A 21,571-nucleotide genomic window follows, 5' to 3' on the forward strand; every position below is an offset into this window, starting at 1 on the left:
GAGCCGCTGCTTTGCTGCAAAAATCAAACTTCAGTCAAACATTACATTATTTTCTTCCGAATCATCACTGGGGTGGAAATAATTTGAGTCTGGCTATTTAAAATGGGTGTTTTTGACACTCTAACCAATTATTATAAAAAACTGGATTTCGATGACAAGTGGATTGATATCGATGAATTGATTGGCAAAGCTATTTGCCCGCGTGATTGATTTCAGAAGCAATTTTACAGCGGTCCACAGCGAAGGTGTGGCGGCTGTGGCCAGGCGGCTGGCGCAGCTTTCGAAATGCGATGAAATGACCTGCAAAAAAATTCTGGCAGCCGGTTATGTCCATGATATCGGGAAATTGATGGTGCCAGCGGAAATTCTCGAAAAACCGGGTAAATTGTCGGAAGAGGAGTTTGCCGTTATCAAGGGGCATACCTACTATACCTATGTTTTGCTGGATCAGGTAAAGGGGCTGGAAGAAATCAATGCCTATGCTTCCATGCATCATGAACGGTTGGATGGAACAGGGTATCCCTTTAAATTAAAGGGTGAAGAGTTGTCACTGGGGTCGCGAATTATGGCAGTAGCCGATGTTTTTACAGCCTTAACGGAAAACAGACCCTATCGCAAGGGAATGCAGAAGGATGCAGTAATCGAAATTCTCAGAAATATGGCTGATGACAATAAGATCGATAAAGAAATAGTGGAAACGCTGATCACCCACTATCAGGAAGTGACCAGAACCCGGATAAAAAAACAAACCAAAGCGAGAAAACGCTATAAAGACTTTAAACTGGCGTTGGAAGAGGAAGATCGGATGGAAATACAGAGAGGCAGAACTCATGAAATTAACGAATAATATCAAAGATACTGCACTGATTTTTGAAGGCGGCGGAATGCGGGCCAGTTACAGTGCCGGTTTTTTGAATAACCTGCTGGAGAATGAAATTTATTTTGATTATGTTGCCGGGATATCCGCAGGCTCCAGCCACAGCATCAATTATTTATCCCGGGACAGAAGTCGTGCCAAACGCTCTTTTGTGGATCTGGTTTTAGATCCCGAATTTGGTGGCTGGAAATCCTTTTTCAAAGGGGAAGGCTTTTTTAAATCTGATTATATTTATGAAAAGACATCCGAACCAGGCGCTTCGCTGCCTTTTAATTTTGATAAATTCATGGCTAATCCGGCCCAGCTACGCATCGGTGTTTTTGAGCGGGACAGGGGCGAAGTGGTTTATTATACCAAGGACGATATCCAGTCATTGGAGGATTTGGTGAAAATTGTTCGTTCGTCATCTTCCATGCCGATTTTCATGCCGCCAACTTATTATAAGGAGCATTATTATGTTGATGGCGGCCTGGGCGGAGGGATTGCCCTGGACATTGCCAAAAAGGATGGATTTGAGAAATTCTTTGTTGTGCTCACCCGTGAAAAAGGCTACCGAAAAAGTCCGATGAAATTGAAAAGAACGATAAAAACCTATTACCGCAGACATCCCAAAGTGGCAAAAGCGATGCTGAACCGTCATATCATCTACAATCAGACGCTGGATGAACTTGAAGCGCTGGAACGGGAAGGAAAAGCCTTCCTTGTTTACCCGGAAACCATGCCGGTATCCAATCGGGAGATCAATTTTGATAAGTTGTCAAGAAGTTATCGGCTGGGATACGCCCAGGGCAAGCGGGATTTGCCCCAATGGAAAGAATTTCTGGGAATGGATCAAGTCTGATTTCAGTATGTCCACAAAATGGTAAAAAACAGTGCCGCAAAACAGCAAAGAGCTGGATTGCGGCACTGCATTTTTTAATCAGACCACTTTTTTAATGACAGGGGCAGACCACTGGTTGTTGAGAACTGAATTTTGCGGCAGATAGATCCGCAGAAAGAGATGAAAATCATCATTTGAAACCGGAAGCCAGTTACTCAGCTTTGATGCATCAGGGGCAGTGGACTGAACAAAAATATCCAGTGATCCGTCTTCATTCAAGGTGAATCCGCTCCGGTCGTTGATGCAATAACGGTTCAATTCATTATTGATGAGAAAATTATCGCTATTATAGGCAGTGATGGACCAGAAGCCATTTTCCTGGGTGGGTGGCAGGGCGTCTTTATCAAAGTGAATGGTGTAGGCGTTGCTGCCATTTAGCGTTTCACCATTGCTGTCTTGATAAGCTTTCGGGTAAACGGCAACAGAGGCGGGATTTACGGCAATGCCATTGATGGCAATCAAGGCCCGGAATTCGTATTCCGTCCCGAATTGGGCAATTGGTTCGCCGAAATAACTCCAGCTGCCAAGAGCTACAGAAAACTCAGCACAGTCCGATGCTAAAACGCCGGTGAGATTGGTCACCATGGTTTTCCATTTCTCAGAAGCATTGTCCCCGAGCACAGCGGAATCAAAAGTGCATCCCGGACCGACATTGATGCTGTTTAAAGCTTTCATTAAAGGCGCATCCGCAGCCGTCGGAGGATTATCGACCATCAGCTGGTTGGCTGTGTCAAAGAATTCTTGCGGCGTCATCGCATTGACATAAGTGATCGGGACAAAATCGTTTTCCGGATCATCGATGCCGGTTGGCGGGGTATAGGGCGCGCCGGAGAGGTAGGCATCCAGCGGAAGCAGCTGCATCTGATTCTGGATAGCATAGACATTGTCCAGATCAGCGTCGCCGTTGCAAACAACACGGATCAGAACCCAGCTAAGATTGGTGGGCAGGGAAACCTGTTTCATATTGTCAGGGACGGTACCTTTGTAATTGGGGCCGGTAATCAGATAGGTCTGTTGCTCCTGAGTATCGCCACCAGAGCCGAGAATGGATACCGCGTTGGTGTATGCATCCATGACTTCAACCGAACAGAAGCGGTCTGTTTGGGGTTTGACGTAGACCATGGCCGTTTCAGAAAGATCCAGAAAAGCCTGGGAATAGATGGTGTCGACATTGGGGGTCACGATATCTTTTGATGCAGCTGTCGCAAGGCCTTTGGCGTGAATCAGCTGATTGATGGGAGCCCTGGTATTACTGGGCGCGACGGTATTTGTCATCGCTTCCATCGTTGCATTCACCAGAACAAGGGGCAGACAGTAAACGTAAGCATCCGATACCGTCTGCCATATATCGGTTTCCGCTGTCTTAGAAGCAGGTTTCTCGGTACAGCCTGAAAGCGTTGTTGACAGCAAGCATAAGGCGATAATCAGGGCTAAAGTTTTTTTCATTAGATCATTCCTTTCCAACCATAATTAATAAAAAAATTATATCACATTCAAGGGTGCATTGGAGTAAAGAAAGTTAGAATTTGAGAAATAATTTAAATAAAATTCGCCGGCACAATCAATGACTGGTTGATCAATGAAAGGTTCTTAAGAATTCTATTTGACAAGATCCTTTAAAATGGATAAAGTATTTCTGATAAATACTACTAAATGATGACAAACAGAAAGGGGAGTGCAGATGATTGAAAAATTGACTTTGTTTGGTTTAACCAGGCAGGAAGCGACCATTTACATCAATCTTTTTCAAAATGGAGCGTCCAATGGATATGAAGTGGCCAAGGCGACTGGTATTTCACGATCAAATGTATACAATGCGCTTGCCGGCCTGGTAGAAAAGGGGGCAGCCTACTTGATGGAAGGGGCTTCCAGCAAATATATCGCCGTGCCGATTGAAGAATTTTATCATAATAAACTGCGGGCAATGTCAGAGGCAAAAGAATTTTTGCAAAAAAACTTAATTGCGGCTGAAGATGCAACAGATGGTTATATTACGATTGACGGCTGTGTGCACATAAAAGATAAGATGTTCAATATGCTTGATCAGGCAGAAAAAAGGATATACATTTCTTTACCGTTTCAATATTTGGAAGAAATCAGAGATAAATTAGAAAAACTGATTAAAAACAGGATCAAGGTCGTTGTGATAACAAACGAAGGTTTTTATTTGCCGGGTGCGGAAGTTTATCTGGCAGAAAAAAGAGATAAACAAATACGGCTGATTGTGGATTCAACCTACGTTTTAACAGGTGAATTCTCCGGAAGTGACGACGATACCTGCCTGTATTCCGGGCAAAAGAATTTTGTCAATGTTTTTAAGGAAGCGCTTAGAAATGAAATTAAGTTAATTGAATTGGGAAAAATCAATGAATGAATTGGTTTTGAGCCGATACTTCAGTTCAAGGGTTGGGTTAATTCTTAAATTATATTGTTTTCTGGCTAAATTGCGTTTAATGAGTTATACTATACAGAGAAGTTATGCATCAGAATTCTAAGGTGCAGACAAAAGGACGTGCAGATTGACGCAGACAAGGGGACGTTTTTCGTTTGTCTTTTCTTCAAAGAAGACAACGACATGTCCCTTTGTCTGTGTTTTTCTCTGTTTCCAGGAGGAGAATTTATTTTATGAACAATATTGAAGGAATGAAAAAGATAATTGCAGAGAAAAAGCAACAAAGTGCGCAACAGGGCGTAAAAGGTGAGAAACCAAATAAAAAAAAGATTAACAATCGAAAGGCAATTAAGTCGACAAAACGGGGCGGATTTTTTGATAAATAATCCGGCATCGGTAGAGATTATCAATTGCATTTATTAATTGCATATATTATTGCATATCATCAAAGGGTTTATCATGCATAAGTTACTACCATAAAATCAAAAGGAGATATTATTATTGTTATTTGAAAATTTAAATATTATTGAGCCAATTCAGAGGGCTTTAAAATCTGAAGGATACACGGAAGCAACACCAATCCAGACAGAGGCTATTCCGCAACTGTTAGAGGGATCTGATTTGTTGGGCTGTGCTCAGACAGGCACGGGAAAGACAGCTGCTTTTGCGATACCCATTTTACAAGGCCTTTCATACGAACAGAGAAATCTAAAAGGAAACAGACCCATCAAGGCACTGGTGCTTGCACCGACAAGAGAACTTGCGATTCAAATCGCAGACAGCTTTAAAGCCTACGGAAAGCATCTGGGATTAAGAACGCTGGCGATCTATGGTGGCGTATCCCAGCATCCCCAGACCAATGCGCTGGGTAAGGGAATTGATGTTCTGGTAGCTACCCCGGGGCGACTGCTTGACCTGATTAACCAAAAATACATCCGTCTGGATCAGATCAAGTATTTTGTACTGGACGAAGCAGATATGATGCTAGATATGGGAATGCTTCAGGATGTGAAAAAAATCCTCAAGTATGTTCCGGTGGTGCGACAAAATATGCTCTTTTCAGCGACAATGCCGACGGAAATCGCTAAATTAGCCGGCAACATTTTAAAAAATCCGGTAAGAATAGCCATCACACCGGTGTCTTCAGCAGTTGAAGTCATCGAACAATCCGTTTATTTTGTGAATAAAAGCAATAAGACCAATCTGTTGATTCATCTGCTCAAAGACAAATCCATTTCTTCGGCACTGGTGTTTTCAAGAACAAAACATGGTGCCGATAAAATTGTGAAACTGCTGGTCAGAGCCGGATTTCAGGCTCAGGCGATTCATGGCGATAAATCCCAGAATGCCAGACAGATGGCGTTGAATAACTTCAAACAGGGAAAAACCAGAATACTGGTGGCAACAGATATTGCCGCCCGCGGTATCGACGTTGAAGAATTATCACATGTCTTTAATTACAATTTGCCCGAAGTTCCGGAAACTTACGTTCATCGAATCGGACGGACCGGACGAGCCGGCCTTGGCGGAATGGCCATTTCTTTCTGCGATCAGGATGAAAAGCCGCTATTGGCAGATATACAAAAACTTATATCAAAAGCAATTCCTGCTGTTGAAGGCCATCCTTTCCCTCTGATAGAAATGCCATCAGAATTAAAAGTCGTGCCGTCGCGTCGGGGAGCAGGTCCAAAAACAGACTCATCAAGACACCGAAGAGGAACGGCAACCAGCTCTTCAAAGAATAAAACAAGAAAAAATAATGAACAACGTTTCTATTCTAAAAACAATAAAGCAAAATAATCGTGATCCTGATTTAATTGGCGCCCTTTATAAGGGGCGTCTTTTTTTTATGAAAAGAAGTGAAAATTCATCAAAAACAAACTCACAGCAATGATGCCTTTTCTCAAATCGGGGTATGAAGAAAATATAATCTCTGAATAATGGGAAAGGAAGTGCTTTTTGTGAAATTCTTAGAAAGGCTCCGGGAAAAACTCAGCGGGTTCTATAATGCCATATCCCGCTATCCGGCCACTGTTTTTTTTCTGGTGGCAGCCGCGGTTGTTAATGCCGTCGCGATTAATCAGAATGTTGACTATTACAAGTTTCTTCTGACTTTTGCAGTAGGTGCCTGTCTTGGATTTACATGCCAGGCGGTTTGGGAACGATTCTTTGAAAAAAACTCATATCGGATTATTTTGATGAGTGTTGGTCTGCTTTTGACGATTGGCTATTACCTTATTGTTAATCATTACACCAGCACTGGCTGGGAAACAGCAATCAGGACATCGGTGGCTATTTTTGCTCTTGCCATCGCTTTTATCTGGGTACCGGTGATTAAAAGCACCGTGAGTTTTAATGAAAGCTTCATGGCGGCATTTAAGGCATTCTTTAATTCGCTGCTTTTTTCCGGTGTGCTTGTAGCGGGAATAATCCTGATTCTGACAGCGATTGATCTGCTTCTTTTCAGGGTTCCTGAAAAGTCATACATCCACACCTTAAGTGCTATTTCGATTCTCTTCGCACCAATCTATTTTTTATCGCTTATTCCGGTTTACCCGGGGGAGTCTGATAAAACCAGAGCGCCAGAGGAAATAGAGCGACAACAGGAAAAAATCAGAAGAGCGTGTGCCTGCCCGAAATTCGTCGAGGTTCTGATCTCTTACATCATCATTCCGCTACTGGCAATCTACACGGTCATTCTTGTGATTTACATTGCTACCAACATCACCGGAGAATTCTGGACCGATAATCGACTTGAACCGATGCTTGTCGGATTTGCCATTGCCACCATCCTTGTCTATATTCTTGCCAGCAGACTGGAAAATAAATTTGCCGGGTTTTTTAGGAAGATTTTCCCCAAGGTACTTGTTCCCATTGTGCTGTTTCAAATTGTGTCTTCGGTCCTGAGAGCCATGGATACCGGAATGACCTGTGGACGTTACTATGTCATTCTATTTGGTATCTTTGCAGTCGTTTCGGGGATTCTTATGAGCTTTTTGCCGGTGCAAAAAAATGGTATTATTGCAGCATTGCTGATTGGCTTTTCGGTCATCTCCATCATTCCGCCGGTGGATGCCTTCACCGGAAGCCGGATCAATCAGGAGGAAAGACTCAGAAATGTATTGACTCAAAACAATATGCTTCAGGGCGATCAGATTACACCCAATGCTGCTCTCGCAGAAGAAGATAAACAGGTTATTTCCAGTACCATGAATTATCTCATCATGATGGAATATACAAAAGACATTGCATATCTGGGAGAAGGTTTTGATCCCGATAAAGATTTCTATGATACTTTCGGTTTTTACCGTTATGAAGAAAGCCTGTATGGGCAATCGTCAGTTTATCTGTTTCTTGATCAGCAGTCACCGATCAACGTTGAGGATTATGATGTCTTTGTTGTCGTGAACTTTTATTACCAGGAAGATAATCCAGCGCCAGAAGTCTGCAGTTTTGAAAAAGCCGAAAAAACCTATACGCTGTCAAAAAGCGCAACGCCGGAACCGGGGATGCTCCGGTTGACCGATAAAGAGGGACAGGAACTCATCAGCATTAATATGCAGGATGTTTTCGATCATTTTGATACCTCAGCCAGTGGCAATTACCAGATCAATAAAGAAGCCATATCGGCGGAAAAGGCGACAGTCACTCAGGAAAATGACAGAGTCAAGATCTCGCTTGTGGCGGTAAACCTGAACATAGATAAATCCAACACCAGCCAGCTTTACAGTGGCGACTTTTATACTCTGATTAAAATCAAATAAAATAAAGAGTTGTCGTGCAGATGAACAAAAAAGTGCCAGGGATTGATGAAATCCGCAGGCACTTTTTTGTGTTGCGAAAGCAAATAAAATAAGCTGCTGCAATGATTAGAAAAAGGCCGTTTAATATCAAAATATGTATTAAACGTATTCAATATAGATAAACTAAGGCATTAGTTACAGCATAAGCATACTAGATTCGTAATAAACAAACAAAATATTAAATGCGTGTAAAAAAGTATTGACGTTCCTTTGCAATAATGCTATACTGAACGCATATTAAATATACGCGTATAGTTGCAAACCCAAGGAGGCAAGAAATGATTATTATTGGAGAAAAAATTAACGGCGCCATTCCTTCCACCGCGAAGGCGATTGCGGCCAAGGATGCCGAATTCATTAAAAATCTGGCCATCAAACAGGCCGAAGCCGGTGCCGATTATATCGATGTCTGTGCATCAGTGGATGATGATATTGAGCTGGAAACCATGAAATGGCTGATCGACATCGTCCAGGACGCCACCGATGTGCCGATTGCAGTGGACAGCCCCAATGTCTATACCTGCATCGAATCGATGAAATACTGTAACAAACCGGGCCTGTTCAACTCCGTATCGCTGGAAGGCGATAAGGTTGATGCGGCCTTTAAAGTCATTGCCGATACCAAATGGGAATGCGTGGCGCTGCTCAACAGCGACAAGGGAATTCCCAAAACCGCCAAAGACCGTCTCGATGTATTTGCCGATTTAATGGCAAAATGCAAAGAATACAAGATTGATCCATCCCGGATGCACATCGATCCCTTGATTGAAATGCTGTGTACCTCGGAAGAAGGCATCAGCATGGTCACAGAAGTTATCACGGAAATCAAGAAACAGTATCCGACGATCCATGTCACCGGTGCGGTCAGCAATATTTCCTTCAACCTACCGGCTCGAAAAATCGTCAATCAGGCCTTTGCCGTCCTGGCCATGAACGCCGGCATGGACAGCTTCATCCTGGATCCGCTGAATCAGGATCTGATGGGCATGCTGTTCGCGACCGAAGCCCTGTTGGGTGAAGATGATTACTGCATGGAATATATCGGCGCCTACCGCGAAGGAATCTTCGGTCAGAAAAAATAACCGCCGCTTAAACGTCACACAGCGTTTGAGGTTTATCAGACTTTGTGAGATCTGTAGGGGCGAATATTATTCGCCCGTCACCGTTTGTTTTAAGTACTCACGTTTGCGGGCGGGTAGTACCCGCCCCTCCAGGATGTGATATAAAAAACAAACGTTGTACCGATCGTTTGAGAAATAATAAATTAAAGAGAAAATAGGAGAAAACAAAAATGTCAAAAATTGAAGATGTAAAAGTATTAGTAGAAACAGGAAAATCAAAAAAAGTTGCCGCAGCAGTACAGGAAGCACTGGATGCCGGCGATAAAGCACAGGACATCCTGGATGCCATGGTTGCCTCAATGGGCGTTGTCGGCGATAAATTCTCAGCCGGCGAAATCTTCGTACCGGAAATGCTGATCGCCGCCAAAGCGATGTCAAAAGGGGTTGAAGTACTGAAACCAGTGATGGCAGGCGACACATCAAACTCTTTGGGAACCTGTATCATGGGAACCGTTGCCGGGGACCTTCATGATATCGGTAAAAACCTGGTTATCATGATGCTGGAAAGCTCCGGATTTGACATGGTTGACCTCGGTGTCGACGTACCGGCAGCAAAATTTGTCGAAGCTATTAAAGAAAACAACAATGTTGTTCTGGTAGCTTGCTCTGGCCTTTTGACCACCACCATGCCAGCCCTGAAAGAAGCCGTCCAGACCATCAAAGCCGCTTATCCAGAAATGAAAGTCATCGTTGGTGGCGCACCCGTTACGCAGGAATATGCCGATGAAATCGGTGCTGACGGATACGCTCCGGATGCCGGCAGCTCGGCAGTTAAAGCGAAAGAAATCATCGGCGCTTAATAAGAGCATTAACATATTCATAAAAGCAACTAAATCCTATTCAGAACAAATCGAAAAATATGACAAATTGGTAATTGCGAAGCAGCGATGCTTTGCAATTACCAAACATGATAATAAAGAGGAGAAATCAACATGTTAACTGCAAGACAGAATTTAATGGAAACGATTAAAGGCGGTAAACCAGATCGCTTTGTCAATCAATACGAATATTTAGACATCATCATGGAAGCAACAATAATGGTTGGCAATATGCCCATGTTTCCTGGAAATACAGGAAAAGATGCCTGGGGTGTTACCTGGAACTGGCCGGAAGGTCAGATCGGTGGATTTCCAATGCACGATGATGAACATAAGGTTCTGAAAGACATTACCGAGTGGAAAAAATATGCCAAAAAACCGGTTATTCCAACAGCAGATGAAGTATGGGCTCCAGCTATTGCCCATGCCAACGCAATTGATCGCAAAGAAAAATTTGCCGCTATCTTTTTTGCACCAGGTCTATTTGAAATGACGCACCATCTGATGGGCATGGAAGATGCTCTGATGAATTTCTATGAAGAACCGGAAGCGATGCATGAACTCATTGATTACATCGTTGACTATGAGCTGGAATATGCAAAAATTGTAATTGACAAAGTCCATCCGGATGCACTTTTCCATCATGATGACTGGGGTAGCCAGATCTCGACCTTCCTGGCACCAAAAATGTTTGAAGAATTCTTCCTTCCAGGTTACAAGAAAATATACGGATTTTATAAAGCCAACGGCGTCGAAATTGTTGTTCATCACAGTGATTCTTTTGCAGCAACGCTGGTTCCTTATATGATCGAAATGGGTATGGATATCTGGCAGGGTGTTATGAAAACAAATAATATTCCTGAACTGATCGAGCAGTATGGCGATAAAATCACTTTCATGGGCGGGCTTCACAGTGGAGAAATAGATTTTCCCGGATGGACACCGGAAATCTGCGCAGAACAGGTTGAAAAGGCCTGTAAAACCAATGGCAAAAAATTCTATATTCCCTGTTTGACTTCAGGACTGCCGATGAGTAATTTCCCCGGGGTATATGATGAAGTAAGTAAACAGATTGACAAATTAAGCAAAGAACTATTTTAATCGAATTTATAATAAAACAGGTTCCCTTTCCGGAAAACAGTTAACCTATGAAACTGTTTTCGGTCAGGGAACTTTTTGTTTTCACACAATAAACACAATAATAACATTCAGAAGACAAACTATCAAATTATAATTTAGAAGTAATGGATTAATCATTGCCATTATTTATTTGCTGGTTAACATAGTTAAAATTAATAAGATGAAATGAGGTCTTTGTTAGGTCAAAATGCACAATCGTTTACACTGCGTTGTGATGCGAAATAAAGCAGACTGAGGCGAAAGAATGGGTTGCGTTTCATTAGAAAGCTGTACATTTGCAAACAAAAAAAGTGAGTTTTATAAAAAAAAATGTTCTATTAATTATGTTTATGTAGTAAAATGGAAACGGCAAAAAAACTGAAAGTGTGGCTATACAAAACTCAATCTGAATACTGTAAAAGTCTAGAAACTAATTAAGTGACGATTGGTATTTGGGTTGATAAAAATAAACAGTATAAATTGATTTTTGAATATGCAAAAAGGGGTAGATGTAAAAAATATGACAATAACGTTATTGGATTTTATCAACAGTATTATTAGTGACCCGGCACTGTTGATTATTGTAGTCTTGACTCTCGGGGTTATTCTGGTAAACGGCTGGACCGATGCGCCGAATGCCATAGCCACCTGTGTATCCACAAGATCAATGGCGCCTAGAAAAGCAATTTTGATGGCGGCGATCTTTAATTTCCTGGGTGTTTTTGTAATGACCACAGTCAATGCGACGGTTGCCCAAACAATTGCGAATATGGTTGATTTCAGCGGCAATTCCGGTGATGCTATTATCGCTTTGTGCGCAGCTTTATTTGCCATCGTGATATGGGCTACAGCCGCGTGGTTTTTTGGAATTCCCACGAGCGAGAGTCATGCGCTGATCGCCGGGATATCTGGAGCCGCGATTGCACTGCAGGGTGGTATTGGTGGAATTAACGGCGCCGAATGGATTAAGGTTCTCTATGGTCTGGTCACGTCTACCCTCTTGGGTTTTGGCTTCGGTTTCCTGGTGTCAAAAGTTGTGATGGCAATCTGCAAAAACATGTCGCGACAAAAAACGTCAGTATTTTTCCAAAAAGGACAAGTTGGTGCTGGCGCAGCTATGGCTTTCATGCACGGTGCTCAGGATGGACAGAAATTCATGGGGATATTCATGCTCGGTATTTTTTTGGCAGAAGGAAGTGCGGATGCATCGAATTTTGTCATTCCGATTTGGCTGATGGTTTTGTGTTCACTGGTAATGGCTCTGGGTACATCAATGGGTGGTATGAAAATCATTAAAACAGTTGGCATGGAAATGGTAAAATTGGAGTCTTATCAAGGCTTCAGTGCGGATCTTGCGGCAGCAAGTTGTTTATTGCTATCATCTGTCTGGGGGTTGCCAGTAAGCACAACCCATACAAAGACAACTGCCATCATGGGTGTGGGGGCTGCAAAACGATTTTCCTCTGTTAACTGGTCAACGGTGAAAGAGATGGTTTTAGCTTGGGTATTAACCTTTCCGGGATGCGGATTAGTCGGTTTTTTAATGGCCTGGATTTTTATGAAGATATTCTAAAGAAGGAGTCAAAATGTCAAAAAAAAGCAAAACAAAGGGTTATAATTATTACAAAGAATTTACGGTCGTTGCCAATTTGATACTGAAAGCATCAGAACTGCTCAATGAAACATTGCAGGATTTCAATGTTAAAGATTTAGAAAAAAGGCTAGTAAAACTGCATGAGATCGAGCGTAACGCAGACGAACAGAAGTATGAGATGATGAGCTATATGTATAGCGATTTCCTGCCACCAATCGAGCGGGCAGACATTATCGATTTGGCATGCGCGCTGGATACGATCATTGATCTGATGGAAGACATTTTGAAATACATCGACATGTATCAGGTTCCGAAGATAACGCCTGAAATGCTGGAATTCATGAAGATAATTGCTAAATCTTCTGAGAAAATACAGGAAGCAATCAAGGATTTGAAGAATTTCAAAAAACCGAAAGTCCTTAATGAAGCAATTATAGCGATTAATCGCTACGAAAATGAAGGGGATGATTTGTACGTGAAATCGATCAAAAAACTCTTCATTGAGAGAAAAGATCCCCTTGAAACGGTTGCGCTGACAAGAATCTATGATTATTTCGAGAAAAGCTGCGATTCCTTTGAGGATGCAGCAGATATCATTTCAAGTATAATTCTTAAAAATTCGTAATTGTAACAAGAAAGTAGTACAAGATGACAAGTGAAATTTTTCACTTGTCTTTTATTTTTGTATTGGTGCAGAGCGATCGATTATTTTTATTGTAAGGTGATGGACATTAGTTATTATTATCAAAAATATCCGATTTCTGTTAAAAAGGAGTTAAAATGAAACGAGTGACATTTGGAGTATTTGCCCATGTCGACGCAGGAAAAACAACTTTTTCCGAAGAGTTGTTGTACCACGTGGGAGCCATTAGACGCAAAGGACGGGTGGATCATGGGGATACGCTGCTGGATGCCGATGAAATTGAGCGCAAACGGGGGATCACCGTGTTTGCCAATCAGGCGACCTTTACTTATGAAGCGTCTCACTATACATTGATCGACACGCCGGGGCATCTTGATTTTTCGGCCGAAGCCGAACGCATGCTGACTGTTCTGGATGCCGCGATTCTGGTAATTTCAGCGACAGACGGGGTTCAGGCTCATACCCTGACGCTTTTTCACTTGATTCAGAAGGCCGGCATTCCATTGTTTTTGTTTATCAACAAGTGTGATATGGTTTTGTCGCTTGATAACCTGTATTTTGAACTGTCTGATAAGCTCAGTCATGATATACTGCCCATTGACACCAAAGTATCCAGCGAAGAATGGCTGATGAATGAGGAAGCTTTACTGTTTTTAGCGGATCGGGATGATGATTTCATGCTCAAGTATCTGGAGGAAAACGCGACGCGGCAGGAAAAAACAGCAGGGTTCAGAACGCTGATCAGAAAGCAAAAACTAATTCCAGTTATGGCTGGATCAGCTTTGAAGGGCGAAGGCATCGAAGAATTCTGGAGGTTTTTTGACTGGCTGGTACAGACAGATTATGCTGATCAGGCCGACGAACCCTTTACCGGATGCGTCTATAAAATTCGATATGACGATAAACAGACCCGGATAACCTATGTGAAAGCAATAAGCGGAAAACTGCGGCCCAGAGATGAACTGGTCACCAAAAAGAATGGCGAGATCCATCCGGAAAAGGTGAATGAGCTTCGTTTCTATAACGGCAATGCCTATACTCAGGCGGAAGAAGTGCAGGCTGGCGATGTCTTTGGCATCACCGGACTGAAATATCCGGAATACGGAACGACTTTCGGCGATGAAGATGCCCGGCTGATGATGCATTTCAAACCGGCCTTTCAGGCCGAGATCCACTTTCCGGTTGGAACCGACAAGAACACCATTCTGCGAATATTAAGGATATTGGAAGAGGAAGAACCAGGCTACGCCGTTGAATATGATCACGCCAGGGATCTGATCTTTGTGAATGTGCTGGGGAAGATTCAGCTGGAAGTGCTGTCACAACTGGTGGAAAACCGCTATGGGTTAAAGGTGCAGTTAACGAGCCCGAAAATACTGTATAAGGAAACGATCGCTCATCCGGTGATGGGGTATGGCCATTTTGAACCGTTGCGCCACTATTCGGAAGTGAATCTTCGTCTGGAGCCGTTACCCCGGGGGAGCGGTATCGTATTTTGCAGCGAATGCTCTGTGGACATCCTGGATCCGAATTATCAGAATGCAGTTCATCGAAGTGTCTTTGAAAAAGAGCATAAAGGAGTATTGACCGGCGGTCCGTTAACCGATGTGAAAATGGTACTGGTTAATGGCCGTTCCCATACCAAGCACACGGAAGGCGGAGACTTCCGGGAATCAACCTGTCGCGCCATTCGTCAGGGACTGATGCGGGCGGAAAGCATTTTGCTTGAGCCCTATTATCATTTTGATTTTTTCATCCCGACGGAATTCCTGGGGCGGCTGTTCTCAGATATCCAGATGAATGCTGGTGAATTTTCACTTGCCAGTGATACCGGCGCATTGGCTCACGTCAGCGGGCGCGGTCCAGTTCAGACCTTTGGAGAATATCAGCAGGAGTTATTATCCTATACAAAAGGAAATGGATCAGTCTCCTTTATCTTTGACGGTTATGATCATTGTCATAATCCGGAAGAGGTCATAGCCGCGGCAGGTTATGATCCGGTTACCGATGTTGACAATCCAACGCATTCCGTTTTCTGTTCGCACGGAGCCGGTTTTACAGTGCCATGGGATCAGGTTCCGGATATGATGCATACGCTCATTACGTTATAGACCCAAAAAGCTGTCACTTCGGTGACAGCTTTTTAAAAGATTTCGGATTGCTTAGAATTTGATTTCTTTGAAACCGCCCTTCATATCGGCGATTTCCGCAACCGCGTCTTTCAGATAAAAAAGGCCAAGGGTACGGCCGGTTTCTTCATTATACATCGCTTTCAGATTGGGCATCACTTCAAAGGCCTTTGCAGTAACCGCAGCGCTTTCATCAAAAACGGCAGTGCCGCGCAGACGAATCCATTCCATTGTTTTGCTTGTGGTCGAGATTTCAACTGCGGCGTTTGCGGTCAGTTGGGCATAGCTTGGCTTGAATGTTCCAATTCCGAAATAGATTTTTCCATCAACCCCCATACAGAATCCCAGTGGGCGAACCTTTGGGGTGGTACCATCCACACTGGCCAGGTAAAATGGGCTGTTTTCCTGTAAAAAACTCAATACTTCTTCCATAATAAAAAAATCCTCCTTAGAATATAATGTATATTTACTATGTATTTACTACATGGTATAATTTTATGATTATAGGCGCTTGATGTCAATAACGCAAAAATAAATGGGTAGGTAAGAAAAAATGATTATAGAAGATAATGATTTGAAAAGGTCGGCTGCTGAGTGCAACAATAAAAACAGTATCTGTCCATGCGGGGAGAAATGTCCGCTATCAACGGCAATGGAAATCATTGGAGGCAAGTGGAAGCTTCAGATACTGTGTGCCCTTCAAATCGATGGACCGATTCGTTATAACGATCTGAAACAGAAAATAAATGGTATCACTAATACCATGCTTTCCAGCTCTTTGAAAAAGCTGGAAGCCGATGGGCTCGTCAGACGCAAACAATACAATGTGATGCCAGTGCGGGTGGAATATTCAACGACGGCCGCAGTGGATGATCTGGGGCCGATTTTAATGCAGCTGGGCAAATGGGCGAGCGACATGTCACGAAACAAGCAGGCTTTTGAATAAAGGCCGGATCTTTCAAACCTCTTTCAAAATGTGGATGCAGTATCATATTGATTGCTTTTAAATTCCAAATACGTTATGATTGAAGCTAAGAATTAACCGGAAAGAGGTATGGCTCATGAAACTTAAAAAGGGAATAGCATTCTTATTAATGATCGCTTTAATTGCTGCATCCTGTCCAGTGGGAGTATTGGCATCCAATGTGCAGCAAACGTCCAGCAAAGATACCATGGTGGTACAGAGTCTTGATGAAGTGGCGGATATTGATGAGAATTCGAATATCAATCAGCAGATCATCGTTATTTATCAGAATAACAGCTGCAAGATCAGCAGCCTTGGCCTGACAACTCAGGAAATCACCGGCGGCGAAACCGTATCGGATCGGGTGGACATCATCGAAGTCAAAGACGCGGCGAATGTGGACGCCATGGTCAATCAGTTATCGGAAAATCCGAATGTACTGATTGCGGAAAAAAACAGCTATATCCAGGTGTCGGCGCTTCCCAACGATGCAGAACTGTCTCAGGAATGGCAGTTCGAGCGAATCGGTGCGGATCATACCTGGAATAAGGTAAATAATTCTGCACCTGTTGTGGTGGCGGTTATCGATACCGGTCTCAATACCGACCATCCGGATATTAAAGGTAATTTTGTGTACGGCTATGACTACGTGGATGGGAGCGTCACAGCGATCGACAAGTCCGGTCATGGAACCATGGTCTGTGGCTGTATTTCTGCGGTTGCCAATAACAGCATCGGCATTGCCGGAATAGCCGGAAATGCCAACATCAAAGTTGCGCCTTACCGTGTCGGCGGCGTATCTGATGGGGATACCAATCTGGATGTGGGTTATGTCTGTGCTGCCCTGTATGATGCGGCATCCCGTCCCGAGGTAAAAGTAATTAACATGAGCTTTGGCGGGTATTTTGCCTCTTCAGCGCTCAGAACAGCGGTGGAAAATGCCTATGCCGCCGGCAAGGTGTTGGTTGCAGCGGCTGGCAATGAAGGCGAAAATGCCGAATACAGTGGCGAGTTTTCAAATCCCGCTTCATACAACAATGTCATTTCAGTTGGTGCAACAGACAATACCAATGCCATCGCTTCTTTTTCCCAGCACAACAGTCAGGTTGATCTATGCGCTCCGGGCAAACAGATTTATACGACCAATCATGATGGTGGATACCAAGCGGTTTCCGGCACATCCTTTGCCAGCCCGATCACGGCAGCCGCTTGCGCCGTGCTGATGGCTGCGGATTCGACACTGACAAACGCCAAGGTTGAGAAAATTCTCAAAGATACCGCGCTGGATTTCGGAGCGGCCGGAAAAGATGACTACTATGGTTACGGGATGATCCAGCTGGATAACGCTCTGGCTTCAGTAACACCCAATGTACCGTTAACGATTGACAGTTTTACGGCGGATAAAACACCCGGTCAATCGGTGGGCACACCGGTCACATTAACCGCATCAGCCAGCGGCGGTGCCGGTTCTTACACTTATGGGTTTTATTATGAGTTCAATGGTGAAACGACAACCATTCAGGATTACAGTACGGCCAGCACCGCTACCTTTACACCGACTATCCCGGGAATTTATACGCTTAATGTGGAAGTCAAGGATGGAAGCGGCACACTGATAAAAAAAGCCATTATTAATTTTGTGGTCAGGGAAGTGGCAGTCAAGACGACTTCAATCAGCTACCGGACGCATGTTCAGAGTGACGGCTGGCAGAATTATGTGACGGATGGTGCCCTCAGCGGAACGACAAACCGGTCGCTCCGGCTGGAAGGGATTGAAATAAAAACGAATACCCAGGGCTATGATCTCGGGGTGAAATATAAAACTCATGTTGAGAATATCGGCTGGCAGGACTATGTTGCGGATGGAACACTGAGCGGAACCACGGCAAGATCCCTTCGTCTGGAGGCCATTCAAATCGAACTGACCGGTGAAGATGCGGATTTGTTTGATGTCTATTATCAGGTTCATGCCCAGAACGTGGGCTGGATGGGATGGGCAAAAAACGGTGCCAGTGTCGGAACATCCGGTTTGTCCTATCGACTGGAGGGCATCAGAATTAAAATAGTACCGGCTGGAAGTGCCGCACCCGGTTCAACCGATACGCCTTATATCAGCAACTAGCTTTTGGGAGACAAGAAAAACGTTTTTCTGCCATCATTAATGATCACAGAAAAGCGTTTTTGTCTGTAAAAAAAGAGGCTGATTCAGGCCTCTAGACTTAAGTAATGGAGAGAGAAAATAATGATGATGGTTTTAATGTGCTTTTTTATCTATGGCTTTCTGGGCTGGTGCTGTGAGGTATGCTATGCAGCATTGATTCATGGAAAGTTTGTCAACCGGGGTTTCCTGAACGGACCATTGTGCCCGATTTACGGCTTCGGCGTGATTGCCGTCGTGTTTCTGTTGAATCCTTTCAAAGAGAATTTTGTTGTGTTGTTTTTGGGATCGGTGCTGATCACCAGTCTGATTGAGCTCACAGCTGGATTCGTTCTTGAGAAGATGTTTCATCAGAAATGGTGGGACTATTCGGACAAACCGTTTAATATTGGCGGCTATATCTGCCCCCTGTTTTCATTGATGTGGGGGATTGCCTGCATGGTGGTGGTCGATCGCATTCACCCTTTTGTAATCGGGGTAATCGATTTTGTGCCGAGCTTGATAGCCATGATCATTCTGGCAGTATTTGTCGTTTTGTTTATGGTTGATATGATTGAAACGGTTAAAACGATCCTCAAATTTAATAAAAAACTGGCGCGGATTGACGAATTGTCGGCGATGATTAAAAAGACATCAAACGAAATTGGTGAAAATCTTGCGACCAAAACCCTTGAGTTAGTCAATATGAAAGAAGAGATCGAAGTCAAAATGGAACAGAAGAAGAAGCTTTACGGAGAAGAAGCAGCCGCTCAGCTAGAGGCCAAAAGAGAAATGCTGGAACGCTATGAACAGACGCTCCGCGATCTGAAACAGGCAAGTAAAGAAATCCTGGAAACAAGTCCATTTGGAATGAAGCGACTGCTGAGTGCCTTTCCCAATATCAGCTCGACATACTATAATGAAGCGCTGAAAAGACTGAAGGAGTACAAATTGAATCGAACGGAACAGCACGATTCTGAAAATCATTGAATAGTTTTGGAAATAATTGTAAAAATGTGATATACTATGCATAAAACACATGCGGATTTTTGGGGTAATAAAAAAATGAATCATTCAGATGGGTGGTGACATCTATCGATCGATGTAAATTTTTGAAAGCCTCTGTTTTATCGAAAATTTTCAGAAGGGAGATCAGACATGGAAGTAATCAGTTTAGATGTTGCAAAACTTCAGGGAAATACAGCAACCGTCACGAAACAGGTCGAAAACACGGCAATAAAAGCGGACACAGAGGGCAATGGAGGTCAAAGTTCTGCGCGAGAGGTAAACAGTTATTATCGATACGATACAATGGAACTCAGTCAGAATTATCTGGAATACAAGACCAAAAGTGAAAACAGCGCCGTGCAAAGCGATACAAATCAATTGAACGCCCTGCCCGCGCAGGAAAAACCGTCAGCAGTGCCTCCGCAGCCAGCCGATGATGAAGCCTTGGCACTTGAAAATGAAGTGAGGACTTTACTGAATTTGGCTTCATATGATGGTGAATCGGAAAGTGTTTCAAACGACGAGACGTTGTCATCTTTTACAAATTCCGAGCTGAAAGGAATGCTGCAAGAGGGGAAGATAACCGTTGCCGAGTACAATACTGAAATAGAAAGCCGCGAGGAAGACAACCAGACGGGCGGCACTCAGGAGCAAGACAATAACGTCAAGCAGCCTCAGATGCAGAATACCAAGACCCAGAATGCTCAAAATCCAGGCATGGTCGCAAATCCAAGCATTATATAATAAAGTAAAATATACCAAACACCCCATTTGAATATGACAACTGGGGTGTGTTTTATTTCGTCTGTTTTAGCGGCGCTTGAATATAATAATTTAGAAAAGGAATAGAAATGAATCATAATGAGAAGTTGCAGGAATATGCAAGATTGATTGTAAAAACCGGGGCCAATGTTCAAAAGGACCAGTATGTGGTTTTAAACTGCGGCATTGAGAATGTCAGCTTTGGGAGAATGGTCGTGGAAGAAGCCTACAAGGCCGGAGCCAGAGACGTGATTGTTTTCTGGAACGATGTCAGGACAAGCCGAATCCGTTTTGATTATGCAGCCATGGCTGAGCTGGAAAATATCCCCGAATGGCGGGCCGAGTCGCGTAATTATTATGCCCGGGAGAAAGCCGCATTTATCGCGGTGACCGGCAGTGATCCGGAAGCCTTTCTCGGAGTTGACAGCGAAAAACTGAAAACCAGTTCCAGAGCGGCGGATACGGCCTTTAAAACCTACTATAAGATGATGATGGCCAGCGAAATGCAGTGGTGCGTTGCGGCCGTACCGGAGGAAAAATGGGCGCAGAAGGTGTTTCCGGATTTGGACCGCGACGCGGCTATGGAAAAACTCTGGCAAGCCATCTTTGAGTCGGTCAGAATCGGACGGGAAGATGCGGTCAAAGCATGGGAAAAACATAATGCCCTGCTGACCGAAAAATGCAAAATGCTCAATGATTACCATTTTAAAAAACTGCGTTACAGAAACAGCATCGGTACGGATTTTGTCATCGGTCTGCAGCAAGATCATATCTGGGAAGGCGGCAGCGAATTTACTCCGGATCGGACTCCTTTTTTTGCGAACATGCCAACTGAAGAAATCTACACCGCGCCGGACTGCAATTATGCACAAGGAACCGTGGCGGCATCGATGCCGCTTTGCCATCAGGGTAACCTGATTGAAAATTTCAGCGTGACTTTCCATGATGGAAAGGTGACGGATTTTAAAGCCGAAAAAGGATATGACATTCTCAAGATGATCATCGAGATGGATGAGGGTTCCGGCCGGCTGGGCGAGGTGGCCCTGGTGCCGTATGATTCGCCGATTTCGAATATGGGAATCCTTTTCTATGATACGTTGTTTGATGAAAACGCCGCCTGTCATCTGGCCTTCGGCGAATGCTATCCGACGACCATCAGAAACGGCGGCAGCATGAGCAAGGAAGAACTGAAGGCAGCGGGGGCCAACCAGTCCATGACCCATGTCGATTTTATGATTGGCACCAAGGATCTGGAAATTACCGGAATCAGAGCAGACGGTACAGAAATCTGCATTTTCAGAAACGGCAACTGGGCCTGATACCT

General features: G+C 43.8%; 19 protein-coding genes. 17 read left to right on the forward strand and 2 right to left on the reverse strand.

Annotated features, from left to right (window positions below; translation table 11 throughout):
- Nucleotides 1-181: 181 nt before the first annotated feature.
- Complete coding sequence (locus GH808_RS12810) at nt 182-847, forward strand: HD-GYP domain-containing protein (RefSeq protein ID WP_207722332.1); 666 nt, start codon at nt 182-184, stop codon at nt 845-847.
- Complete coding sequence (locus GH808_RS12815; protein ID WP_186843186.1) at nt 831-1,718, forward strand: patatin-like phospholipase family protein; 888 nt, start codon at nt 831-833, stop codon at nt 1,716-1,718. The genes GH808_RS12810 and GH808_RS12815 overlap by 17 nt, the downstream gene beginning before the upstream one ends.
- Before the next feature lie 78 nt (nt 1,719-1,796).
- Here GH808_RS12815 and GH808_RS12820 read toward each other — a convergent pair whose 3' ends face one another.
- A complete protein-coding gene (locus GH808_RS12820; RefSeq protein ID WP_186843187.1) occupies nt 1,797-3,203 on the reverse strand; it encodes a DUF1254 domain-containing protein in 1,407 nt (468 codons plus the stop codon).
- A gap of 235 nt (nt 3,204-3,438) precedes the next feature.
- Here GH808_RS12820 and GH808_RS12825 point away from each other — a divergent pair, with 235 nt between their 5' ends.
- The 10 genes from GH808_RS12825 (at nt 3,439) to GH808_RS12870 (ending at nt 15,358) form a co-directional block, all read left to right on the forward strand.
- Complete coding sequence (locus GH808_RS12825; RefSeq protein ID WP_186843188.1) at nt 3,439-4,131, forward strand: TrmB family transcriptional regulator; 693 nt, start codon at nt 3,439-3,441, stop codon at nt 4,129-4,131.
- Nucleotides 4,132-4,382: 251 nt separating this feature from the next.
- Nucleotides 4,383-4,535: a hypothetical protein gene (locus GH808_RS12830; RefSeq protein WP_186843189.1), complete on the forward strand. Its 153-nt coding sequence runs from the start codon at nt 4,383-4,385 to the stop codon at nt 4,533-4,535.
- Nucleotides 4,536-4,650: 115 nt separating this feature from the next.
- Nucleotides 4,651-5,949, forward strand: coding sequence for a DEAD/DEAH box helicase (locus tag GH808_RS12835; RefSeq protein ID WP_186843190.1), 1,299 nt, complete (start codon nt 4,651-4,653; stop codon nt 5,947-5,949).
- A 161-nt stretch (nt 5,950-6,110) separates the two neighbouring features.
- Entirely contained in the window at nt 6,111-7,913 is a 1,803-nt protein-coding gene (locus tag GH808_RS12840; RefSeq protein ID WP_186843191.1) for a DUF4153 domain-containing protein, read from the forward strand.
- Between the two features lie 317 nt (nt 7,914-8,230).
- Nucleotides 8,231-9,034 carry a methyltetrahydrofolate cobalamin methyltransferase gene (locus GH808_RS12845; RefSeq protein WP_186843192.1) on the forward strand — a complete coding sequence of 268 codons (804 nt, stop codon included), beginning with the start codon at nt 8,231-8,233 and terminating at the stop codon, nt 9,032-9,034.
- A gap of 209 nt (nt 9,035-9,243) precedes the next feature.
- On the forward strand, nt 9,244-9,873 hold the full coding sequence (locus GH808_RS12850; protein WP_186843193.1) for a corrinoid protein: 630 nt from the start codon (nt 9,244-9,246) through the stop codon (nt 9,871-9,873).
- A 132-nt stretch (nt 9,874-10,005) separates the two neighbouring features.
- Complete coding sequence (locus tag GH808_RS12855) at nt 10,006-10,992, forward strand: uroporphyrinogen decarboxylase family protein (protein WP_186843194.1); 987 nt, start codon at nt 10,006-10,008, stop codon at nt 10,990-10,992.
- 538 nt (nt 10,993-11,530) lie between these two features.
- Complete coding sequence (locus GH808_RS12860; protein WP_186843219.1) at nt 11,531-12,583, forward strand: inorganic phosphate transporter; 1,053 nt, start codon at nt 11,531-11,533, stop codon at nt 12,581-12,583.
- Nucleotides 12,584-12,596: 13 nt separating this feature from the next.
- Nucleotides 12,597-13,229, forward strand: coding sequence for a DUF47 domain-containing protein (locus GH808_RS12865; protein WP_186843195.1), 633 nt, complete (start codon nt 12,597-12,599; stop codon nt 13,227-13,229).
- Nucleotides 13,230-13,384: 155 nt separating this feature from the next.
- On the forward strand, nt 13,385-15,358 hold the full coding sequence (locus tag GH808_RS12870; protein WP_186843196.1) for an elongation factor G: 1,974 nt from the start codon (nt 13,385-13,387) through the stop codon (nt 15,356-15,358).
- A gap of 51 nt (nt 15,359-15,409) precedes the next feature.
- Here GH808_RS12870 and GH808_RS12875 read toward each other — a convergent pair whose 3' ends face one another.
- Nucleotides 15,410-15,808 (reverse strand): pyridoxamine 5'-phosphate oxidase family protein, encoded by a 399-nt coding sequence (locus GH808_RS12875; RefSeq protein WP_186843197.1) that lies wholly within the window; start codon nt 15,806-15,808, stop codon nt 15,410-15,412.
- A gap of 121 nt (nt 15,809-15,929) precedes the next feature.
- Between GH808_RS12875 and GH808_RS12880 the strand changes: the two genes are divergently transcribed.
- The 5 genes from GH808_RS12880 to GH808_RS12900 all read left to right on the forward strand — a co-directional run bounded on the left by GH808_RS12880 (nt 15,930) and on the right by GH808_RS12900 (nt 21,566).
- The gene (locus GH808_RS12880; RefSeq protein WP_186843198.1) at nt 15,930-16,322 is read left to right on the forward strand and encodes a winged helix-turn-helix transcriptional regulator; all 393 of its coding nucleotides are present in this window, start codon (nt 15,930-15,932) and stop codon (nt 16,320-16,322) included.
- 115 nt (nt 16,323-16,437) lie between these two features.
- Nucleotides 16,438-18,462, forward strand: a complete 2,025-nt coding sequence (locus GH808_RS12885; RefSeq protein WP_186843199.1) for a S8 family serine peptidase — start codon at nt 16,438-16,440, stop codon at nt 18,460-18,462.
- A 120-nt stretch (nt 18,463-18,582) separates the two neighbouring features.
- Nucleotides 18,583-19,467 (forward strand): putative ABC transporter permease, encoded by an 885-nt coding sequence (locus GH808_RS12890; RefSeq protein ID WP_186843200.1) that lies wholly within the window; start codon nt 18,583-18,585, stop codon nt 19,465-19,467.
- Nucleotides 19,468-19,635: 168 nt separating this feature from the next.
- The gene (locus GH808_RS12895; protein ID WP_186843201.1) at nt 19,636-20,229 is read left to right on the forward strand and encodes a hypothetical protein; all 594 of its coding nucleotides are present in this window, start codon (nt 19,636-19,638) and stop codon (nt 20,227-20,229) included.
- Between the two features lie 107 nt (nt 20,230-20,336).
- A complete protein-coding gene (locus GH808_RS12900) occupies nt 20,337-21,566 on the forward strand; it encodes an aminopeptidase (protein ID WP_186843202.1) in 1,230 nt (409 codons plus the stop codon).
- Nucleotides 21,567-21,571 lie beyond the last annotated feature (5 nt).

The sequence above is a fragment of the Acetobacterium fimetarium genome (assembly GCF_014284475.1).
Classification (GTDB): Bacteria; Bacillota; Clostridia; order Eubacteriales; family Eubacteriaceae; genus Acetobacterium; species Acetobacterium fimetarium.

Coding starts and splice junctions, on each gene's coding strand:
- GH808_RS12815 (WP_186843186.1), top strand. CDS start 831: ATGAAATTAACGAATAATATCAAAGATACTGCACTGATTTTTGAAGGC.
- GH808_RS12890 (WP_186843200.1), top strand. CDS start 18,583: ATGATGATGGTTTTAATGTGCTTTTTTATCTATGGCTTTCTGGGCTGG.
- GH808_RS12825 (WP_186843188.1), top strand. CDS start 3,439: ATGATTGAAAAATTGACTTTGTTTGGTTTAACCAGGCAGGAAGCGACC.
- GH808_RS12820 (WP_186843187.1), bottom strand. CDS start 3,203: ATGAAAAAAACTTTAGCCCTGATTATCGCCTTATGCTTGCTGTCAACA.
- GH808_RS12850 (WP_186843193.1), top strand. CDS start 9,244: ATGTCAAAAATTGAAGATGTAAAAGTATTAGTAGAAACAGGAAAATCA.
- GH808_RS12870 (WP_186843196.1), top strand. CDS start 13,385: ATGAAACGAGTGACATTTGGAGTATTTGCCCATGTCGACGCAGGAAAA.
- GH808_RS12860 (WP_186843219.1), top strand. CDS start 11,531: ATGACAATAACGTTATTGGATTTTATCAACAGTATTATTAGTGACCCG.
- GH808_RS12875 (WP_186843197.1), bottom strand. CDS start 15,808: ATGGAAGAAGTATTGAGTTTTTTACAGGAAAACAGCCCATTTTACCTG.
- GH808_RS12895 (WP_186843201.1), top strand. CDS start 19,636: ATGGAAGTAATCAGTTTAGATGTTGCAAAACTTCAGGGAAATACAGCA.
- GH808_RS12855 (WP_186843194.1), top strand. CDS start 10,006: ATGTTAACTGCAAGACAGAATTTAATGGAAACGATTAAAGGCGGTAAA.
- GH808_RS12830 (WP_186843189.1), top strand. CDS start 4,383: ATGAACAATATTGAAGGAATGAAAAAGATAATTGCAGAGAAAAAGCAA.
- GH808_RS12885 (WP_186843199.1), top strand. CDS start 16,438: ATGAAACTTAAAAAGGGAATAGCATTCTTATTAATGATCGCTTTAATT.
- GH808_RS12880 (WP_186843198.1), top strand. CDS start 15,930: ATGATTATAGAAGATAATGATTTGAAAAGGTCGGCTGCTGAGTGCAAC.
- GH808_RS12900 (WP_186843202.1), top strand. CDS start 20,337: ATGAATCATAATGAGAAGTTGCAGGAATATGCAAGATTGATTGTAAAA.
- GH808_RS12865 (WP_186843195.1), top strand. CDS start 12,597: ATGTCAAAAAAAAGCAAAACAAAGGGTTATAATTATTACAAAGAATTT.
- GH808_RS12845 (WP_186843192.1), top strand. CDS start 8,231: ATGATTATTATTGGAGAAAAAATTAACGGCGCCATTCCTTCCACCGCG.